Origin of the sequence: Halocynthiibacter styelae (genome assembly GCF_016123485.1) — a bacterium.
In the GTDB taxonomy this organism is placed as follows: Bacteria; Pseudomonadota; Alphaproteobacteria; order Rhodobacterales; family Rhodobacteraceae; genus Halocynthiibacter; species Halocynthiibacter styelae.
Window position 1 is genome coordinate 69,999 of sequence record NZ_JADCKQ010000007.1, and the last position, 15,867, is coordinate 85,865.

The following is a 15,867-nucleotide window of genomic DNA, read 5'->3' on the forward strand; positions in this document are numbered from 1 at the left end:
CTTTGAACGGAGGGTATTCCCATGGGGTTTCATGAAGTCAGATTTCCGGCGAACCTGAGTTTCGGGTCGCTGGGCGGGCCAGAGCGGCGCACAGATGTGGTGACGCTTGCCAATGGGTTTGAGGAACGCAACACGCCCTGGGCGCATTCGCGCAGGCGTTATGATGCCGGGCTGGGGATGCGTTCTCTGGATGACATCGCGGTGCTGATTGCGTTTTTTGAGGCGCGCCGTGGGCAATTGCACGGGTTTCGCTGGAAGGACTGGTCTGATTACCGCACGGGGCGGTCAGCGGATGCTGTCAGCTATACGGATCAGGTCATCGCGATTGGGGATGGTGTGACGCAAAGCTTTCAGCTGGTGAAGCATTATGTGTCAGGTGAGCACAGCTATGAACGCCCGATCACAAAGCCGGTGGAACATTCGGTGAAGATTGGCCTTGATGGCGACGCGTTGCAGGAAACCATCGGATACAGCGTCGATCCTCTGACGGGTATGGTGCATTTTGACCATCCGCCGGATGAGGGTGCAGAGGTGCAGGCCGGGTTTGAATTTGACGTGCCTGTGCGTTTTGATGTGGATCGCATTATGACGTCTGTCGCCAGTTTTCAGGCCGGTGATGTGCCCAATGTCCCCGTGGTGGAGGTACGTGTCTGATGGCGTTTTCAGCGGATCTTGCGGCCCATTTGCGCGAAGGAGTGACAACCACCTGCGGGGCCTGGGCGATTGTGCGGCGTGACGGGCAGATTTACGGCTTTACCGATCACGATATGAACCTTTCTTTTGAAGGCATTGATTTCATTGCCAACACGGGCCTGACGGCGAAGGCCCTGATGCAGACCACGGGCCTGTCCGTTGACAACAGCGAGGCCATGGGTGCGCTGACCTCTGCTGCGGTGACAGAAGAGGATATCATCGCGGGCCGGTTCGATGGTGCGGAAGTGCGGGCCTGGCTTGTGAACTGGGCCGATGTGGAACAGCGTGTTTTACAGTTCCGCGGTGAGGTCGGCCAGCTGACGCGGGGCAATGGTGCCTTTGAGGCAGAATTGCGCGGATTGACCGAGGCCCTTAACCAGCCACAGGGGCGGGTGTTTCAAACACCCTGTTCTGCGGTGCTTGGGGATGGGCTGTGTCGCTTTGATCTGGATACCCCGGGCTATGCAGTGGAGCTGCCTGTACAGGTGGTTGAGAGGCAGCGGGTCTTTCGCTTTGAGGATCTGAGTACCATGGATAGCTTTGATCACCGCTGGTTTGAACGTGGCCGTCTGGAAGTTCTGTCTGGTAAGGCGCAGGGGCTGGTGGCGGTGATCAAGAATGACCGACTTTCTGCGGATGGTCGTATGGTTGAACTGTGGGATAGTCTGCAGGCGGATATCGGGCCAGGTGATCTGATCCGGCTTGAGGCAGGTTGTGACAAGCGCGTGGCCACCTGCCGCTATAAGTTTGACAACTTCCTGAATTTTCGCGGCTTCCCGCATATGCCCGGCGAAGACTGGTTGATGGCGGTTCCAAAGCAGGCGGACAGCAATGAGGGTGGTGCGCTTGTTACCGGTGACACGGTGTCTGATGGCTTTGGTATTGGTGGTGGCGGTAATGGCGGTGATCCGGGCTTTGAAGGGCCGGGCGCATGAACAGCCAAATTGTAGAAGCTGCAAGGGGCTGGATTGGCACGCCTTATGTGCATCAGATGTCCGTAAAGGGCGCAGGTTGTGATTGCCTGGGGCTTTTGCGGGGGATCTGGCGGGAGGTGCTGGGCGGGGAGCCTGCGGACGTGCCGCCTTATACAGCGGATTGGTCTGAGCCGGGCCGCGATGAGGTGCTCTGGCGGGCGGCCTGCCGCTATCTGGTGGTGAAACCACTGACACAGGCGGCAACGGGGGATGTGCTGTTGTTTCGTATGCGCCGTGGGGCGGTTGCAAAACATCTGGGGATCCAGAGCATATTCGGTGACACGCCTGCCTTTATCCATGCCTATAGCGGTCACGCGGTGACCGAAAGCCCGCTGAGCACACCCTGGCAGCGCCGGATTGCGGCGCGGTTTGAATTTCCACAGGAGAAGAACTGATGGCGACGATTGTATTAGGGGCCGCTGGCGCGGCTTTGGGTTCTGCTGTGGGCGGCACGGTTCTGGGGCTGTCCAGTGCAGTGATTGGCCGGGCGATTGGTGCCACCATTGGGCGGGCGATTGATGCGCGGATTATGGGAAGTGGTGCGGATCCTGTGGAAACCGGGAAAGTGGATCGTTTTCGTCTGATGACGGCATCTGAAGGTGCCCCGATCCCGCATGTGTACGGCGCGATGCGTGTCGGGGGGCATGTGATCTGGGCTTCTGATTTTCTGGAAACCTCTGCGACCACGCAAAGCAGCGGCGGTAAAGGTGCGCCTAAGGGACCGAAGGTCACGAGTTATGAGTATAGCGTGAGCCTTGCTGTTGCCGTCTGTGAGGGGGAAATCAGCGGTATTGGCCGGATCTGGGCCGACGGGGATGAAATTGCGCCGGAAGGTCTGAATATGCGCGTCTATACCGGGCGCGAAGATCAGATGCCGGACCCGAAGATTGAGGCAGTACAGGGGGTGGGAAATGCGCCTGCCTATCGTGGGATTGCCTATGTGGTGTTTGAGGATCTGCCGCTTGGGCCGTTTGGGAACCGTATCCCGCAACTGTCCTTTGAGGTGGAAAGGCCAGAGCGAGGTGTTGAAGGTGATGTGATCTCTGAAGCCTCTACACTGGCGGAAGGGGTGCAGGGGGTGGCTCTGATCCCGGGGACGGGGGAATATAGCCTGGCGACAACGCCTGTTCACTACAGTGACGGACCAGGGCTGTTGCGTGGCGCGAATGTAAACACACCCACGGGGCTTACGGATTTTGAAAACTCGGTTGCGGCGCTGGGCAGTGCTTTACCGGAATGTAAGTCAACCTCGCTTGTGGTCAGCTGGTTTGGTGATGATCTGCGGATGGGGCATTGTACCCTACGTCCGAAGGTTGAACAGAACACAAATGACGCCGCTGCTATGCCCTGGGCTGTGAGCGGGGTGCGTCGCGATACAGCGGAACTGATCCCGCAAGATGACGGGCGTGCGATCTATGGGGGCACGCCGACAGATCAGTCGGTGATAGAAGCGATCACCCATATGCGAGATGCCGGGCGGGAAGTGGTGTTTTACCCGTTTATTCTGATGGATCAGCTGTCCGGGAATGGCCTGTCTGATCCTTGGAGCGCTGCAACCGATCAGCCACGTCTGCCATGGCGCGGGCGCATCACGGGGAATAAGGCACCCGGCCAGGTGGGGAGTACCGATGGTACGACTTCTGCGGATGTTGAGGTGGCTGCATTCTTTGGGACTGCTGATGCCAGTGATTTTGCAACGGTCACTGTTCCCGCTGCCGCCCCGGAAGCCCATGGGGCGATTGCGGAGGTCGATCCGGGCAGTAGTGTGAAGACCGCCGTGAATTATACCGGACCTGCAGAATGGTCTTATCGACGCTTTATCCTGCATTACGCCCATCTTTGTGCCGCTGGGGGGGGCGTTGATGCCTTTTGTATCGGCTCCGAAATGCGTGGCATGACGCAATATCGCGGGGAGAATGATACATTCCCGGCCGTTGATGCGCTGATTGCCCTGGCGGCGGATGTGCGCATGATCCTCGGGCCTGAAGTGAAGATTGGGTATGCCGCCGACTGGTCCGAATATTTCGGCTATCACCCGCAGGATGGATCTGGTGATGTGTTCTTTCATCTCGATCCGCTCTGGATGGACCCGAACATCGATTTCATCGGGATGGATAACTACATGCCACTTGCCGACTGGCGTGAAGGGCATGATCACCTGGATGCGGATTGGGGGGCGATCTATAATCCGGATTATCTGCGTGGCAATGTAATGGGTGGTGAGGGCTATGATTGGTATTACCATTCTGGTGAGGCCCGTGATGCCCAGATCCGCACGCCGATTACGGACGGTGCAGAGAATGAGCCATGGGTGTTTCGTTACAAGGACATTCATTCCTGGTGGACCAGGCTGCATTACAATCGCCGGGGTGGTGGCGTGCGTGAGGCGGATCCGAATGTCTGGGTGCCGGGAAGCAAACCGATCTGGTTTATGGAATATGGCTGTGCTGCGATCGACAAAGGTGCGAATGAGCCGAACAAATTCCTTGATCCAAAGTCATCCGAAAGTGCGTTGCCGCATTATTCTGATGGCACGCGTGATGAGTTGATGCAGCGGGCCGCGCTGGGCGCGGTGCAGGCTTACTGGGCTGATCCGGCGCATAACCCGGTGGATCCGGACAGCGGGCATCAGATGGTGGATATGTCACGCGCCCATGTCTGGGCCTGGGATGCGCGACCTTACCCGTGGTTTCCGAACAATGGAGCGCTTTGGTCGGATGGGGTGAACTATCCGCGTGGGCACTGGCTGAATGGCCGGTCGTCTGGCTGGGCCCTGGCAGCGGTTGTCGAGGGGATTTGCAAACGATCTGGTGTTCAGAAGATCGATGTTTCGGAGTTGCATGGCTATTTGCGTGGTTATCTGGACGATGGCGGACGTGATGCAAGGGCGGCGCTGCAGCCCCTGATGCTGGCCTATGGATTTGATGCGGTAGAGCGCGAGGGGGTTCTGAAATTCCGTCAGCGGGATGGGCGGGCAGAGATTTCTGTTCCCTCCGGTGACCTTGCTGTTTCTGATGAGCAGGAGGCACGTGTCCAGACCACACGTGCGCCCGTTGCCGAAGTGGCAGGGCGTGTCAGGCTGAACCATGTGGAAAGCGGCGGAGACTATGATGCGCGGGCGTCAGAGGCGGTTTTTCCGGATGAGGCGACTTATTCTGTCAGCCAGAATGAGCTGCCATTGGCCATGACTGGCAATGAAGCGCGGGCGACGGTTGAACGCTGGCTGGCGGAAGCACGGGTGGCGCGTGATACAATTCGCTTTGCTCTGCCGCCCTCACGATTGCCTTTGGGGGCGGGGGATGTGGTGCATCTGCCGGATGAAGAGGGCGTCAATGCGCTGTATCGCATTGATCATGTGGAGCAATCCGGTCTGCAGATTGTTGATGCTGTGCGGGTGGAACCTGGTGTGTATGTTCCGGGGGACAGCAATCTTGAAACGCCGGTGCTGCGGCCTTTCCTGCCGCCGGTGCCTGTGCTGCCGGTCTTTATGGATCTGCCTCTGATTGGCGGGAATGACGTGCCACATGCACCCTGGATGGCAGTTGCGGCGAAACCCTGGCCCGGAACTGTGGCGCTGATGAGTTCAGCCAATGACAGTGGTTATGAGCTGAACACACTATTCCCGACAGGTGCGGTTTTTGGTGTGACTCTGTCAGAGCTGAAGCGCGGCCCTGTAGGGGTGAAGGATCGCAGTGCGGTCTTAACGGTGAAACTGTCGACTGGAGTACTGTCATCTGTTTCGTGGGAGGATGTCCTGAATGGGGCAAACCTTGTGGCAATCGGGGATGGTACGGCTGAGAGCTGGGAGTTGATACAGTTTGAAGAGGCCAACCTGTTGGCACCGGATACCTGGGAGTTGAAAGGTTTTCTGCGTGGACAGAAGGGCAGTGATGGGTTGATGCCGGTGGACTGGCCTGCAGACAGCCTGTTCGTTCTGATGAATAGCGCGCCGCAACAAATCGAACGTGCGATTGAAGCGCGTGGTTTGGATCGTCATTACCGTGTCGGTCCGGCGAGCAGGCCGATTGTCGATCCGTCATATCTGCATCTGGTCGGCAACTTTAAGGGGAATGGTCTGCGTCCCTATGCTCCGGCACATCTGAAACTGCGTGAGGACGGTGGGGATCGTCATTTCAGCTGGATCCGTCGGACACGTGTGGATGGGGACAGCTGGGAGGGATTTGAGGTGCCTCTTGGCGAAGAGAGTGAGCTTTACCTTGTCAAGGTCTGGGTCGCTGGTGCGCTTGTCCGGGAAGAGACCGTGAGTGTGCCGGAATGGGGGTATTCTGCCGGGATGCAGACGGCTGATGGCGCCGTCGCACCATATGTCGTGCAGGTGAGCCAGATTTCGACGCTTTTCGGGCCGGGACTGGCTAGTGAGATCGAGGTGCCGGCATGAGCTTGCGCCCGATCCTCTGGCAGGATGTGTTGGCGTTAAGTGCGGCGCTGCGAGACATCCCTCGTCACTTGCGTCGGGATGCTGTGAGAAATGCACTGCGTTGTGCGGAGGCCGCTGATGCCTGGCGTAAAACCCATGGCAAGAGGCATCCGGAATGGGGGGATGGGACATTGGCAGCGGTCTGCGGTGCTGCAGATCGCGGCTTAGTGCCGGGTGGGGGTGCTGAGGCAGCAAACCTCATGTTGATCTTTCAGGAAATCTCGTACTGGCGTTCAGAAAAGGCGGAAAAGAACGAACTGAAGAGAATTTTCTGAGAAAACCTGACTGCCCTGCGGTTTGCGGGAATTATTTCCGTGGTGGGGCGGATCGAAGGGGAATGTTCTGATTTTTTCTATCCTGGAGATATTTTTCCTTTTGCCAGTGTGGTAACCTCGACAGCAATGCACTGAATGCCTAAGTCCAGAAATCTGAGGCATTGCTTACCGGAGGACGCCAGATGGGACGGAGTGAAAGTACTCATAACACAGCACCGGAATTGCGGGAAATCGACCCGGTGTGGACGCGTATCCGGGAAGAGGCCGCAGAAGCTCATGGTGAGGAGCCTCTGCTGGGTGGTCTGTTGCACTCAACCGTTCTGCATCACAAGACGCTGGCGCAGGCCCTTGGGTATCGTATTGCGCTGAAGCTGGCATCTGGTGAGATGTCTGAGCAGCTTTTGCGCGAAGTGGCGGATGACATGTATCAACGTCACCCAGATATTCTGCAAGCCGCCAGAGCGGATCTGGTTGCAGTTGAAGAACGTGACCCCGCATGCCATCGCCTGCTGCAGCCTCTGATGTATTTCAAAGGGTTTCAGGCCGTGCAGGCGTATCGTATCGGACATGCACTGTGGAAAGAGGGGCGGCGTGATCTGGCCTATTTCTTTCAGATGCGTGTGTCGGAATGCTTTGGCATTGATATTCACCCGGGTGCCACCATTGGCCGTGGCATTATGATTGACCATGCGCATTCCATCGTGATCGGGGAAACGGCAGTGGTCGGGGACAATGTTTCCATGCTGCATTCCGTGACATTGGGCGGGACCGGGAAAGAAGATGAAGATCGTCACCCGAAAATCGGTGATGGTGTGCTGATTGGTGCTGGTGCGAAAGTGCTGGGCAATATCAAAGTGGGGCATTGTTCCCGCATTGCCGCAGGTTCTGTGGTTTTGCAGGAGGTTCCCCCCTGCAAAACTGTGGCTGGTGTGCCCGCGAAGATTGTCGGCGAAGCAGGTTGTGATCAACCTTCTGTCACCATGGATCAACTTCTGAGCGGGAAGCAGGCTTTGCCGGCGGATGTTCAGGACAGTTGATCAAAAGCTTCAAGGGCTTTGGCGCCATACATGTAGCCGGGCCCGCCATTCATCAGAACACAGACATTGACCATTTCTTCAATCTCCGCGCGGGTCGCACCGGCGCGGATTGCGGCCTTTACGTGAAAACCAATGCAGTCGTTGCATTGCTTTGAAATACCAATGGCGAGCGCGATCAGTTCCTTGTGTTTTGTGTCCAGAGCATCAGGCGTGAAGGCGGCTTCATGCAAGGCATGAAACCCTTTGGCTGTATCGCCCTGTTCAGCGCGCATGGGTTTTAGCAAAGAAGCGGTATGTGCGAGGGAAGCTTTCCAGTCCATTTCAGGATCCTTTGTATCAGGTTACATATTCCTGATAGCGGGGGAGAAATGGTAGACTTTGAGGCAGATCAAACCTCTCGCGGGCCCTGCACGAGAGGGGTAAGAACGTTACGTTCACTCAGGCCGGAACGACTCGTACATTCGAATGTACCTGGAAAAGGCCGGAGGTTTAGACGATGAGGAAGTTCATCCAGCCGAACTGGTCACGACACAACTGTAGCGCGAATTGCCGTAAATTGCCAGGTAAGGATTTCCTTACTGATAGGGCTAACAGAAAAACCCGCCGGATTGGCGGGTTTTTTGTTTTATTGTCAGAGGCTTCAGGCCAGCATAGCCATCGGGTTTTCTAGATTCTGAACGATCGCTTCCAGAAGCTCTGCCCCAAGTGCCCCGTCAATGACCCGGTGATCGACGGAAAGGGTCACGGACATAACAGTGGCGACAGAAAGATCTCCATCAGTATTCACCACAGGTTTCTTTTTACCCGCACCCACGGCCAGGATCGCCCCATGCGGAGGGTTGATCACGGCATCAAAGTTATCAATGCCCATCATGCCGAGGTTTGAAATCGCAAAGCTGCCACCCTGATACTCATGTGGCGCAAGTTTGCGGTCGCGGGCACGGGAGGCGAGATCTTTCATCTCGCTGGAGAGCGCGGAGAGTGTTTTCACCTCGGAATCCTGCAGGACAGGTGTGAACAAGCCGCCTTCAATTGCTACGGCGACCGCAACATCAGAAGCTTTCATCTTCAGGACACGATCACCGGCCCAGACAGCGTTGGCGTCAGGCACCTGTTGCAGTGCAAGCGCGCTGGCTTTGATGATGAAATCATTGACGGAAAGCTTTACGCCCCGGTGTTCCAGCTGTTTGTTCAGCTGACCCCGGAAGGCCAGAAGCGCATCCAGCTGAATATCGCGGCGCAGATAAAAATGCGGCACGGTCTGTTTGGCTTCCGTCAGGCGGGCGGCAATGGTTTTGCGCATACCATCCAACGCCACTTCCTCATATTCGCGGCCTTCATACATGCGGGCAACAGAGGCTGCGTCTGCGGATTGCGGCAGAGCCACTGGCGTGGAAGCAGCAGTGGTAGCGGCCACAGAGGCAGGGGCGGTTGCCGTTGCACCTTCCACATCCGCCTTGATGATCCGCCCACGCGGGCCAGAGCCAGCGACTTGCGTCAGGTCCAGACCTTTGTCAGCCGCAATGCGTCGTGCAAGAGGGGTCGCGAAGATACGGTTGCCGTCTTTCGCGGGCGCTGCCGAAGCGGCTGTCGCAGGGGCAGGGGCTTCAGTGGCCACCTGCAGGGCTGCTTCAGTCCCTGCGTCGGACTTCGCCGACAGTGCCGCTGCAGGTGTTGTACTGATATCATCAGCGCTTTCACCATCTTCCAGAAGTATAGCAATCACGGAATTCACGGCGACATTCGCCGTGCCTTCTGCGATCATGATCTTCCCGATCACGCCTTCATCCACGGCTTCAAATTCCATGGTGGCTTTGTCGGTCTCGATTTCGGCCAGAAGATCGCCGCTTTCCACGGTATCTCCTTCTTTCACCAGCCATTTCGCCAGCGTGCCTTCTTCCATTGTGGGGGAAAGGGCGGGCATAAGAATTTCTGTTGGCATTGCCTGTCTCCCTTAACGATACGTGACTTGTTTGACTGCCGCGATGACCTCATCCGTGGTCACAAGCGCCAGTTTTTCAAGATTGGCCGCATATGGCATTGGTACGTCTTTGCCACAGCAGTTGATCACGGGCGCATCGAGGTAGTCAAAGGCACGTTCCATGATGGTGGCGGACAGGTGGTTGCCGATGGAGGCGACAGGCCAGCCTTCTTCAACCGTGACGCAGCGATTTGTTTTCATGACAGAATTCAGAACTGTGTCGTAATCAATCGGACGCAGAGAGCGCAGATCAATGACCTCCGCAGAAATCCCGTCTTCCGCCAGCTTATCCGCTGCTTCCAGCGCATATTGCATGCCGATCCCGAAGCTCACGATGGTCACATCAGTGCCTTCGCGCCAGATTTTTGCTTTGCCGATTGGCACGGTGTAATCTTCAAGAACGGGCACATCAAATGAGCGGCCATAGAGGATCTCGTTTTCAAGGAAAACAACCGGGTTCGGGTCGCGGATCGCGCTTTTCAGCAGGCCTTTGGCATCGGCTGCAGAATAAGGCATCACAACTTTCAGGCCCGGGATCTGTGCATACCATGCGGCATAATCCTGGCTGTGTTGGGCACCTACACGGGCGGCGGCACCACTGGCACCGCGGAAAACCATGGGCGCCCCCATCTGACCGCCAGACATATAAAGCGTTTTGGCGGCAGAGTTAATGATATGGTCAATCGCCTGCATCGCGAAGTTGAAGGTCATGAATTCGACAATCGGGCGCAGGCCCGCCATGGCAGACCCAGTCGCAATCCCGGTAAAACCATGTTCGGTGATTGGCGTGTCGATCACACGGCGCGCGCCGAATTCATCCAGCAGACCCTGGGACACTTTATAAGCGCCCTGGTATTCCGCCACTTCTTCACCCATCAGGTAAACAGTTTCGTCCCGGCGCATTTCTTCGGCCATCGCGTCGCGCAGAGCTTCGCGGACCGTGGTGGAACGCATCTCTGTGCCGGCCGGAATTTCGGTATCCTCTGGCACCACAGTCGCAACCGGGGTGGCTGCCACGGGCGCTGCGGTTTCTGTGGCTGTCGGGGCGGCATCGGCAACGGGGGCAGGGGCCGAAACAGCCGCTGTGGATGCGTCTTCGCCTTCTTCCAGCAGCACCGCAATCGCGGTGTTCACAGCCACATTCGCCGTGCCTTCTGCAATCAGGATCTTTCCGATTACGCCCTCATCCACCGCTTCAAATTCCATAGTCGCTTTGTCGGTTTCGATCTCAGCCAGGATGTCGCCGCTTTCCACGGTGTCACCTTCTTTGACCAGCCATTTCGCCAGCGTACCCTCTTCCATCGTAGGGGACAGGGCAGGCATCAGTATTTCAATCGCCATGTGTTTTTCTCCGTCCTGTCAGTGGCTTACGCTCTCGCGTAAATATCTGTCCAAAGTTCTTCAAGCGCCGGTTCCGGGCTTTCGCGTGAGAAATCAGCGGCCTCATTCACGACCTTCTTGATCTCTTTATCAATTGCTTTCAGATCATCTTCTGACGCGTGATTGCCCGCAAGGATCAGCTCGCGCACATGTTCAATCGCATCGCGTTCTTCGCGTACTTTCTGGACTTCTTCCCGCGTGCGATATTTCGCCGGGTCAGACATGGAATGGCCGCGATAACGATATGTTGTCATCTCAAGAATATAGGGGCCTTCGCCAGCACGGCAGTGGGCCACGGCTTTTTCTGTTGCCGCTTTCACCGCCAGAACATCCATGCCGTCCACTTCTTCACCCGGGATGCCAAAAGCAGCACCGCGTGTGTAAAGGTCAGGCGTGGAAGACGCCCGCTGTTGGCTTGTGCCCATGGCGTACTGGTTGTTTTCGATCACGAAAATCACCGGCAGTTTCCAGAGAGATGCCATGTTGAAGGTTTCATAGACCTGGCCCTGGTTGGCTGCACCATCACCAAAATAAGCAAAGCTCACCCGGTCATTGCCCATGTATTTATCTGCAAATGCCAGACCCGCACCCAGAGGCACCTGCGCGCCTACGATGCCGTGACCACCGTAGAAATGTTTCTCTTTCGAGAACATATGCATAGAGCCGCCTTTGCCTTTGGAATAGCCGCCTTCGCGCCCGGTCAGTTCGGCCATCACGCCTTTCGGATCCATGCCGCAGGCCAGCATATGGCCGTGGTCGCGATATGAGGTAATGCGTTTATCGCCTTCCTCGGTCACGGCTTCAATGCCGGTGATGACGGCTTCCTGACCGATATAAAGGTGGCAGAAACCACCAATCAGCCCCATGCCATACAGCTGGCCGGCCTTTTCTTCGAATCGTCGGATCAGTAGCATATCCCGGTAGTAACCCAATAACTCCTCTGCAGAAGTATTTGATTTCCCGGTTTTTTTCTTTGCTGCCATGGCGTCTTACCTCCTGGGTGGGGCGCGAGATTGCAGTTAGTTTAGCGTTAAACTATATATAAAGGATAAATTCCGGCAAGGCGAGAAAAAACTATAATACCTCAAATACCGGTGAAGCGATTACTGTCACGGGGGAGGCAAGGCCAGTGGCAAATAGAGATTTTCAGATCAGGGAATGATCACTTCGTCTGCGCGAACGTAACCCAGGCGATCACGGGCCTGTTGGTCCAGCAGATCAAGATCAAGGAAATTGTCAGAGAGGCGCAGGGTTTTGTTTTCCAGATCGGCGACTTCTGCCTGATACATTTCCAATGTCTCATGCAGCTCCTGCGCTTCAGCTTCTGCCTGAACGCGTTGGAAGAGCCCGCCATCGCCCTGCACAGCCGTAAAGCTGAAGTACATGCCTAAGAAAAGACATGTGCCGTAATACAGAAATGGTCCGATGGCGGGTCTGGTCTTCATCGATAGCCTCAATATATCCACCTCTTTTCGGGCGGTGAATACACAATGCCACAAGTGATTCGCTTTGTGAATCCCTTATGATTCGATTTTGTGATTTTTTTGTATGATCCGAAAAAAGTGAGTCAGATTTATCGCATAAAAAAGGGCGCCGCAGCGCCCCATTCAAATCTTATCCGGCTGAATTCAGCCTGCAACAGATGCCGCATGGATGGACCCAACGGAGGCATCCAGGGTCGCATCAAATTCTGCTTCTGACTGCTGTGCAGACAGGCCTTCGGTCAGCGCGCGGGAGAAGCTTGCAATCATGCCGCTGTTCTCAGACAGGCGACGGTTGGCTTCATCACGGTTATAACCGCCGGACAGGGCCACAACGCGCATCACCTTCGGGTGATCCACCAGGGCTTTATACTGGTTTGCCGCTTCTGGCAGGGTCAGTTTCAGCATCACCTGCTGGCCTTCCGGCACCATATCAAGAGACGCCAGGATCGCGTCGCGCAGCATATCTTCCGCGTCGGATTTGTCTTCCATGTTGATGTTGATTTCAGGTTCAACGATCGGCATCAGGCCATGGGCCAGAATATCGCCAGCCAGTTCAAACTGCTGTGCAACATTGGCTTTGATGCCCTTAGAGGACGCCTGATTGATCACAGAACGCATCTTGGTGCCGAAAATACCTTTGGACACAGCTTTTTCCAGCAGCGTATCCAGACCATCAATCGGCTTCATCAGTTGAACGCCATTGGCTTCGTCTGCCAGACCTTTGTCGATCTTCAGGAAAGGCACAACGCCACAGCTGTCCCACAGATATTGCGCAGTCGGCACGCCGTCCACGTCACGATCCATGGTCATTTCAAACAGGATCGCGCCAACAACGCGCGCGCCTGTGAAAGCGTCAGATTTGATGATCCGTGTGCGCATCGCGTGGATCTGATCGAACATTTCGGCTTCGCCGTTATAAGCGTCTGCTTCCACACCATAAAGCGCCAGCGCCTTCGGGGTGGAACCGCCGCTCTGGTCCAGAGCCGCTACAAAGCCGCCGCCATTGGTCATCTGTTCGGTTTGTTTTTCTTTAGACATTCGTTCCGCCCGGGCAATTGGTTACAAATCTGCCCCGCTTTTAGGCCAGCGGGGCAGGGCTGGCAATTGTGATAGCGCCAACATGTCCATGCAGGCGCATCATAGCTGCGTTACGTTAAACGCAGATTAATCTTCAAGCGCGGCAACACCGGGCAGGGTCTTGCCTTCCATCCATTCAAGGAACGCGCCGCCCGCGGTGGAGATATAAGAGAAATCATCGCCTTTCCCTGCCGCATTGATCGCTGCCACCGTGTCACCGCCACCAGCAACAGAGACAAGCGCACCGGCATTGGTCTGCGCAGCAATCACGTCAAGCATCGCAAAAGTACCGGTCTGGAAAGGTTCCATTTCAAACACACCAAGCGGGCCATTCATGATCAGAGTTTTCGCGCCCTTCACGACCTCTGCGATATAGGCGCTGCTGTCTGGGCCAACATCCAGGATCATCGCATCATCAGGGCAAGCATCCACCGCGACAATATCGTGGTCGGCATTGGCTTTGAATTCTCGCGCAACAGTGATGTCACGCGGCAGAACGACTTCGCAACCGGCCGCCTCAGCTTTCGCAAGAATCTCGCGGGCGGTATCGGCCAGATCATGTTCACACAGGGATTTGCCGACGTTCACGCCTTTTGCCGCAAGGAACGTATTCGCCATGCCGCCACCAATCACCAGGTGATCCGCTTTGCCCACAAGATTGCCCAGGAGGTCCAGTTTGGTCGATACTTTCGCACCACCAACCACAGCCACAACCGGGCGTTCCGGCGCGCCAAGTGCGCCTTCCAGGGCTTCAAGTTCCGCCTGCATCAGACGTCCGGCACAGGCAGGCAGAAGACGTGCGATCGCCTCAGTAGATGCATGAGCACGGTGGGCCGCAGAAAATGCATCATTGCAATAAATATCGCCAAGCGCCGCAAGGGATGCTGCGAACATCGCGTCATTCTTTGTTTCTTCTGCGTGGAAACGAGTGTTTTCCAGCAGCAGGGTTTCACCGGCTTCCAGTGCTGCAACGCCTTGTTTGGCTTCTGCGCCAATGCAGTTTGCGGCAAATCTGACAGGGCTGCCAAGCGCGCCTTCCAGAGCCTCGCGCACCATGCCAAGGGACATATCTGCGCGCACTTCGCCTTTGGGGCGGCCGAAATGTGCCAGCAACACCGGTTTGCCACCGGCAGCGAGAACATCCTTCACCGTGGGCAGGATCCGCTCAATCCGGGTCATATCGGTGACGCGTCCGTCTTCCATTGGCACGTTGATATCCACACGGATCAGCACAACCTTGCCGGCCAGATCCATATCATCGAGTGTCTTCCAGGGTTTTGCGGCAGCCATAACGCACTCCAAAGCATAAATTTCGCATCCTTTAACACAACATCCCGGCACATACGTCAATTCTGCTTTTCCCCGGCGGGTGCTTTAGATAAGCTTCGCGGCAAATATCATACAAAGGACGCCCAAAATGGCTGAAATCAAAGATCCCGAAAACACCATCATCATGGAAACCACCAAAGGCACTGTGACCATCGCACTGCTGCCAGACGTTGCACCAAAGCACGTAGAGCGTATGAAGACCCTGGCGCGTGCCGGCGAATATGATGGTGTTGTTTTTCACCGCGTGATTGACGGTTTCATGGCGCAGACCGGTGACGTTGCAAACGGCAACTGGGACAAAGATTTCAACATTGGCCGCGCGGGCACGGGTGGATCTTCCCATGATGATCTGCCAGCTGAATTCTCTAAGGTTCCACATGCACGTGGGTCCATCGGCGCTGCACGTTCCGCCAACCCGAACTCTGCCAACAGCCAGTTTTTCATCAACTTCAAAGACAATGACTTCCTGAACGGTCAGTACACTGTTTACGGTCAGGTGATTGAAGGCATGGACATTGTTGACGAAATTCAGCGTGGCGAGCCACCAATGAACCCGGATCGCATGACTTCTGTGAAAGTGGCGTCAGATGCCTAAGCTTGACGTTCTTCCGGCAACCCTTGGGGCGCTGGGGCTTGGCATTCTGGGGGTGTTCTATTTTGCAACGCTCCCGGCGCAGGCCCAGGACAACCCCGACACACCGAATTTGGTGATCGAGGTTGACGGCAGCACCCAGGGTCAGATCGTGATTGATCTGATGCCTGGCGTTGCACCGCAGCATGTGGAACGTGTGACCACGCTGGCTTCGGATGGAAAATATGACGGGGTGGTGTTCCATCGCGTGATTGATGGCTTCATGGCGCAGACGGGTGATGTGGAATTTGGCCGTCTCGGCGAAAACCTGCGTCGTGCCGGCACTGGTGGCTCTGACCAACCGGATGTTCCTGCCGAATTCGGGGATGTTTCCTTTGATCGCGGGACTGTTGGCATGGCGCGTTCGGGTCATCCTGATTCCGCGAACAGCCAGTTCTTCATCATGTTTGAACCAGCCCCGCATCTGAACGGGCAGTACACTGTCTTTGGTCAGGTTGTGGAAGGTCAGGAGGTGGTTGATGCCATCAAACGTGGTGCCCCCGGCAGTGGTTCGGTCGATGACCCCGACTATATGAAGTCTGTCACTGTGACTGAATAATACTTAGAA

15 protein-coding genes are annotated in these 15,867 nt (G+C 56.1%); 8 read left to right on the top strand and 7 right to left on the bottom strand.

Going from position 1 to position 15,867, the window contains the following annotated elements; genetic code table 11:
* Nucleotides 1-21 precede the first annotated feature (21 nt).
* The 6 genes from H1D41_RS10675 to cysE all read left to right on the top strand — a co-directional run bounded on the left by H1D41_RS10675 (nt 22) and on the right by cysE (nt 7,417).
* A complete protein-coding gene (locus tag H1D41_RS10675) occupies nt 22-654 on the top strand; it encodes a DUF2460 domain-containing protein (RefSeq protein ID WP_228848891.1) in 633 nt (210 codons plus the stop codon).
* Complete coding sequence (locus H1D41_RS10680) at nt 654-1,628, top strand: DUF2163 domain-containing protein (RefSeq protein WP_228848892.1); 975 nt, start codon at nt 654-656, stop codon at nt 1,626-1,628. Before H1D41_RS10675 ends, H1D41_RS10680 begins: the two co-directional genes overlap by 1 nt.
* Nucleotides 1,625-2,062, top strand: coding sequence for an NlpC/P60 family protein (locus tag H1D41_RS10685; protein ID WP_228848893.1), 438 nt, complete (start codon nt 1,625-1,627; stop codon nt 2,060-2,062). The genes H1D41_RS10680 and H1D41_RS10685 overlap by 4 nt, the downstream gene beginning before the upstream one ends.
* Nucleotides 2,062-6,066 carry a baseplate multidomain protein megatron gene (locus tag H1D41_RS10690; protein ID WP_228848894.1) on the top strand — a complete coding sequence of 1,335 codons (4,005 nt, stop codon included), beginning with the start codon at nt 2,062-2,064 and terminating at the stop codon, nt 6,064-6,066. Before H1D41_RS10685 ends, H1D41_RS10690 begins: the two co-directional genes overlap by 1 nt.
* The gene (locus tag H1D41_RS10695) at nt 6,063-6,380 is read left to right on the top strand and encodes a DUF7742 family protein (RefSeq protein ID WP_228848895.1); all 318 of its coding nucleotides are present in this window, start codon (nt 6,063-6,065) and stop codon (nt 6,378-6,380) included. The genes H1D41_RS10690 and H1D41_RS10695 overlap by 4 nt, the downstream gene beginning before the upstream one ends.
* 182 nt (nt 6,381-6,562) lie before the next feature.
* Nucleotides 6,563-7,417, top strand: a complete 855-nt coding sequence (gene cysE / locus H1D41_RS10700) for a serine O-acetyltransferase (RefSeq protein WP_228848896.1) — start codon at nt 6,563-6,565, stop codon at nt 7,415-7,417.
* On the opposite strand, the gene H1D41_RS10705 is transcribed toward cysE, so the two are convergent.
* The 7 genes from H1D41_RS10705 to H1D41_RS10735 form a co-directional block, all read right to left on the bottom strand.
* Nucleotides 7,405-7,737, bottom strand: a complete 333-nt coding sequence (locus tag H1D41_RS10705; protein WP_228848897.1) for a carboxymuconolactone decarboxylase family protein — start codon at nt 7,735-7,737, stop codon at nt 7,405-7,407. The genes cysE and H1D41_RS10705 overlap by 13 nt on opposite strands.
* A gap of 320 nt (nt 7,738-8,057) precedes the next feature.
* The gene (locus H1D41_RS10710; protein WP_228848898.1) at nt 8,058-9,359 is read right to left on the bottom strand and encodes a pyruvate dehydrogenase complex dihydrolipoamide acetyltransferase; all 1,302 of its coding nucleotides are present in this window, start codon (nt 9,357-9,359) and stop codon (nt 8,058-8,060) included.
* Between the two features lie 12 nt (nt 9,360-9,371).
* Nucleotides 9,372-10,739, bottom strand: a complete 1,368-nt coding sequence (locus H1D41_RS10715; protein ID WP_228848899.1) for a pyruvate dehydrogenase complex E1 component subunit beta — start codon at nt 10,737-10,739, stop codon at nt 9,372-9,374.
* 26 nt (nt 10,740-10,765) lie between these two features.
* Nucleotides 10,766-11,761: a pyruvate dehydrogenase (acetyl-transferring) E1 component subunit alpha gene (gene pdhA, locus H1D41_RS10720; RefSeq protein WP_228848900.1), complete on the bottom strand. Its 996-nt coding sequence runs from the start codon at nt 11,759-11,761 to the stop codon at nt 10,766-10,768.
* A gap of 168 nt (nt 11,762-11,929) precedes the next feature.
* On the bottom strand, nt 11,930-12,223 hold the full coding sequence (locus H1D41_RS10725; RefSeq protein ID WP_228848901.1) for an FtsB family cell division protein: 294 nt from the start codon (nt 12,221-12,223) through the stop codon (nt 11,930-11,932).
* A 183-nt stretch (nt 12,224-12,406) separates the two neighbouring features.
* Nucleotides 12,407-13,300, bottom strand: coding sequence for a fructose bisphosphate aldolase (locus tag H1D41_RS10730; protein ID WP_228848902.1), 894 nt, complete (start codon nt 13,298-13,300; stop codon nt 12,407-12,409).
* A gap of 126 nt (nt 13,301-13,426) precedes the next feature.
* A complete protein-coding gene (locus H1D41_RS10735) occupies nt 13,427-14,629 on the bottom strand; it encodes a phosphoglycerate kinase (protein ID WP_228848903.1) in 1,203 nt (400 codons plus the stop codon).
* Nucleotides 14,630-14,756: 127 nt separating this feature from the next.
* On the opposite strand from H1D41_RS10735, the gene H1D41_RS10740 reads away from it, so the two are divergent.
* Nucleotides 14,757-15,263 carry a peptidylprolyl isomerase gene (locus H1D41_RS10740; RefSeq protein ID WP_107498034.1) on the top strand — a complete coding sequence of 169 codons (507 nt, stop codon included), beginning with the start codon at nt 14,757-14,759 and terminating at the stop codon, nt 15,261-15,263.
* Nucleotides 15,256-15,858, top strand: a complete 603-nt coding sequence (locus H1D41_RS10745) for a peptidylprolyl isomerase (RefSeq protein ID WP_228848904.1) — start codon at nt 15,256-15,258, stop codon at nt 15,856-15,858. Before H1D41_RS10740 ends, H1D41_RS10745 begins: the two co-directional genes overlap by 8 nt.
* Nucleotides 15,859-15,867 lie beyond the last annotated feature (9 nt).

Coding starts and splice junctions, on each gene's coding strand:
- H1D41_RS10675 (WP_228848891.1), top strand. CDS start 22: ATGGGGTTTCATGAAGTCAGATTTCCGGCGAACCTGAGTTTCGGGTCG.
- H1D41_RS10680 (WP_228848892.1), top strand. CDS start 654: ATGGCGTTTTCAGCGGATCTTGCGGCCCATTTGCGCGAAGGAGTGACA.
- H1D41_RS10685 (WP_228848893.1), top strand. CDS start 1,625: ATGAACAGCCAAATTGTAGAAGCTGCAAGGGGCTGGATTGGCACGCCT.
- H1D41_RS10690 (WP_228848894.1), top strand. CDS start 2,062: ATGGCGACGATTGTATTAGGGGCCGCTGGCGCGGCTTTGGGTTCTGCT.
- H1D41_RS10695 (WP_228848895.1), top strand. CDS start 6,063: ATGAGCTTGCGCCCGATCCTCTGGCAGGATGTGTTGGCGTTAAGTGCG.
- cysE (WP_228848896.1), top strand. CDS start 6,563: ATGGGACGGAGTGAAAGTACTCATAACACAGCACCGGAATTGCGGGAA.
- H1D41_RS10705 (WP_228848897.1), bottom strand. CDS start 7,737: ATGGACTGGAAAGCTTCCCTCGCACATACCGCTTCTTTGCTAAAACCC.
- H1D41_RS10710 (WP_228848898.1), bottom strand. CDS start 9,359: ATGCCAACAGAAATTCTTATGCCCGCCCTTTCCCCCACAATGGAAGAA.
- H1D41_RS10715 (WP_228848899.1), bottom strand. CDS start 10,739: ATGGCGATTGAAATACTGATGCCTGCCCTGTCCCCTACGATGGAAGAG.
- pdhA (WP_228848900.1), bottom strand. CDS start 11,761: ATGGCAGCAAAGAAAAAAACCGGGAAATCAAATACTTCTGCAGAGGAG.
- H1D41_RS10725 (WP_228848901.1), bottom strand. CDS start 12,223: ATGAAGACCAGACCCGCCATCGGACCATTTCTGTATTACGGCACATGT.
- H1D41_RS10730 (WP_228848902.1), bottom strand. CDS start 13,300: ATGTCTAAAGAAAAACAAACCGAACAGATGACCAATGGCGGCGGCTTT.
- H1D41_RS10735 (WP_228848903.1), bottom strand. CDS start 14,629: ATGGCTGCCGCAAAACCCTGGAAGACACTCGATGATATGGATCTGGCC.
- H1D41_RS10740 (WP_107498034.1), top strand. CDS start 14,757: ATGGCTGAAATCAAAGATCCCGAAAACACCATCATCATGGAAACCACC.
- H1D41_RS10745 (WP_228848904.1), top strand. CDS start 15,256: ATGCCTAAGCTTGACGTTCTTCCGGCAACCCTTGGGGCGCTGGGGCTT.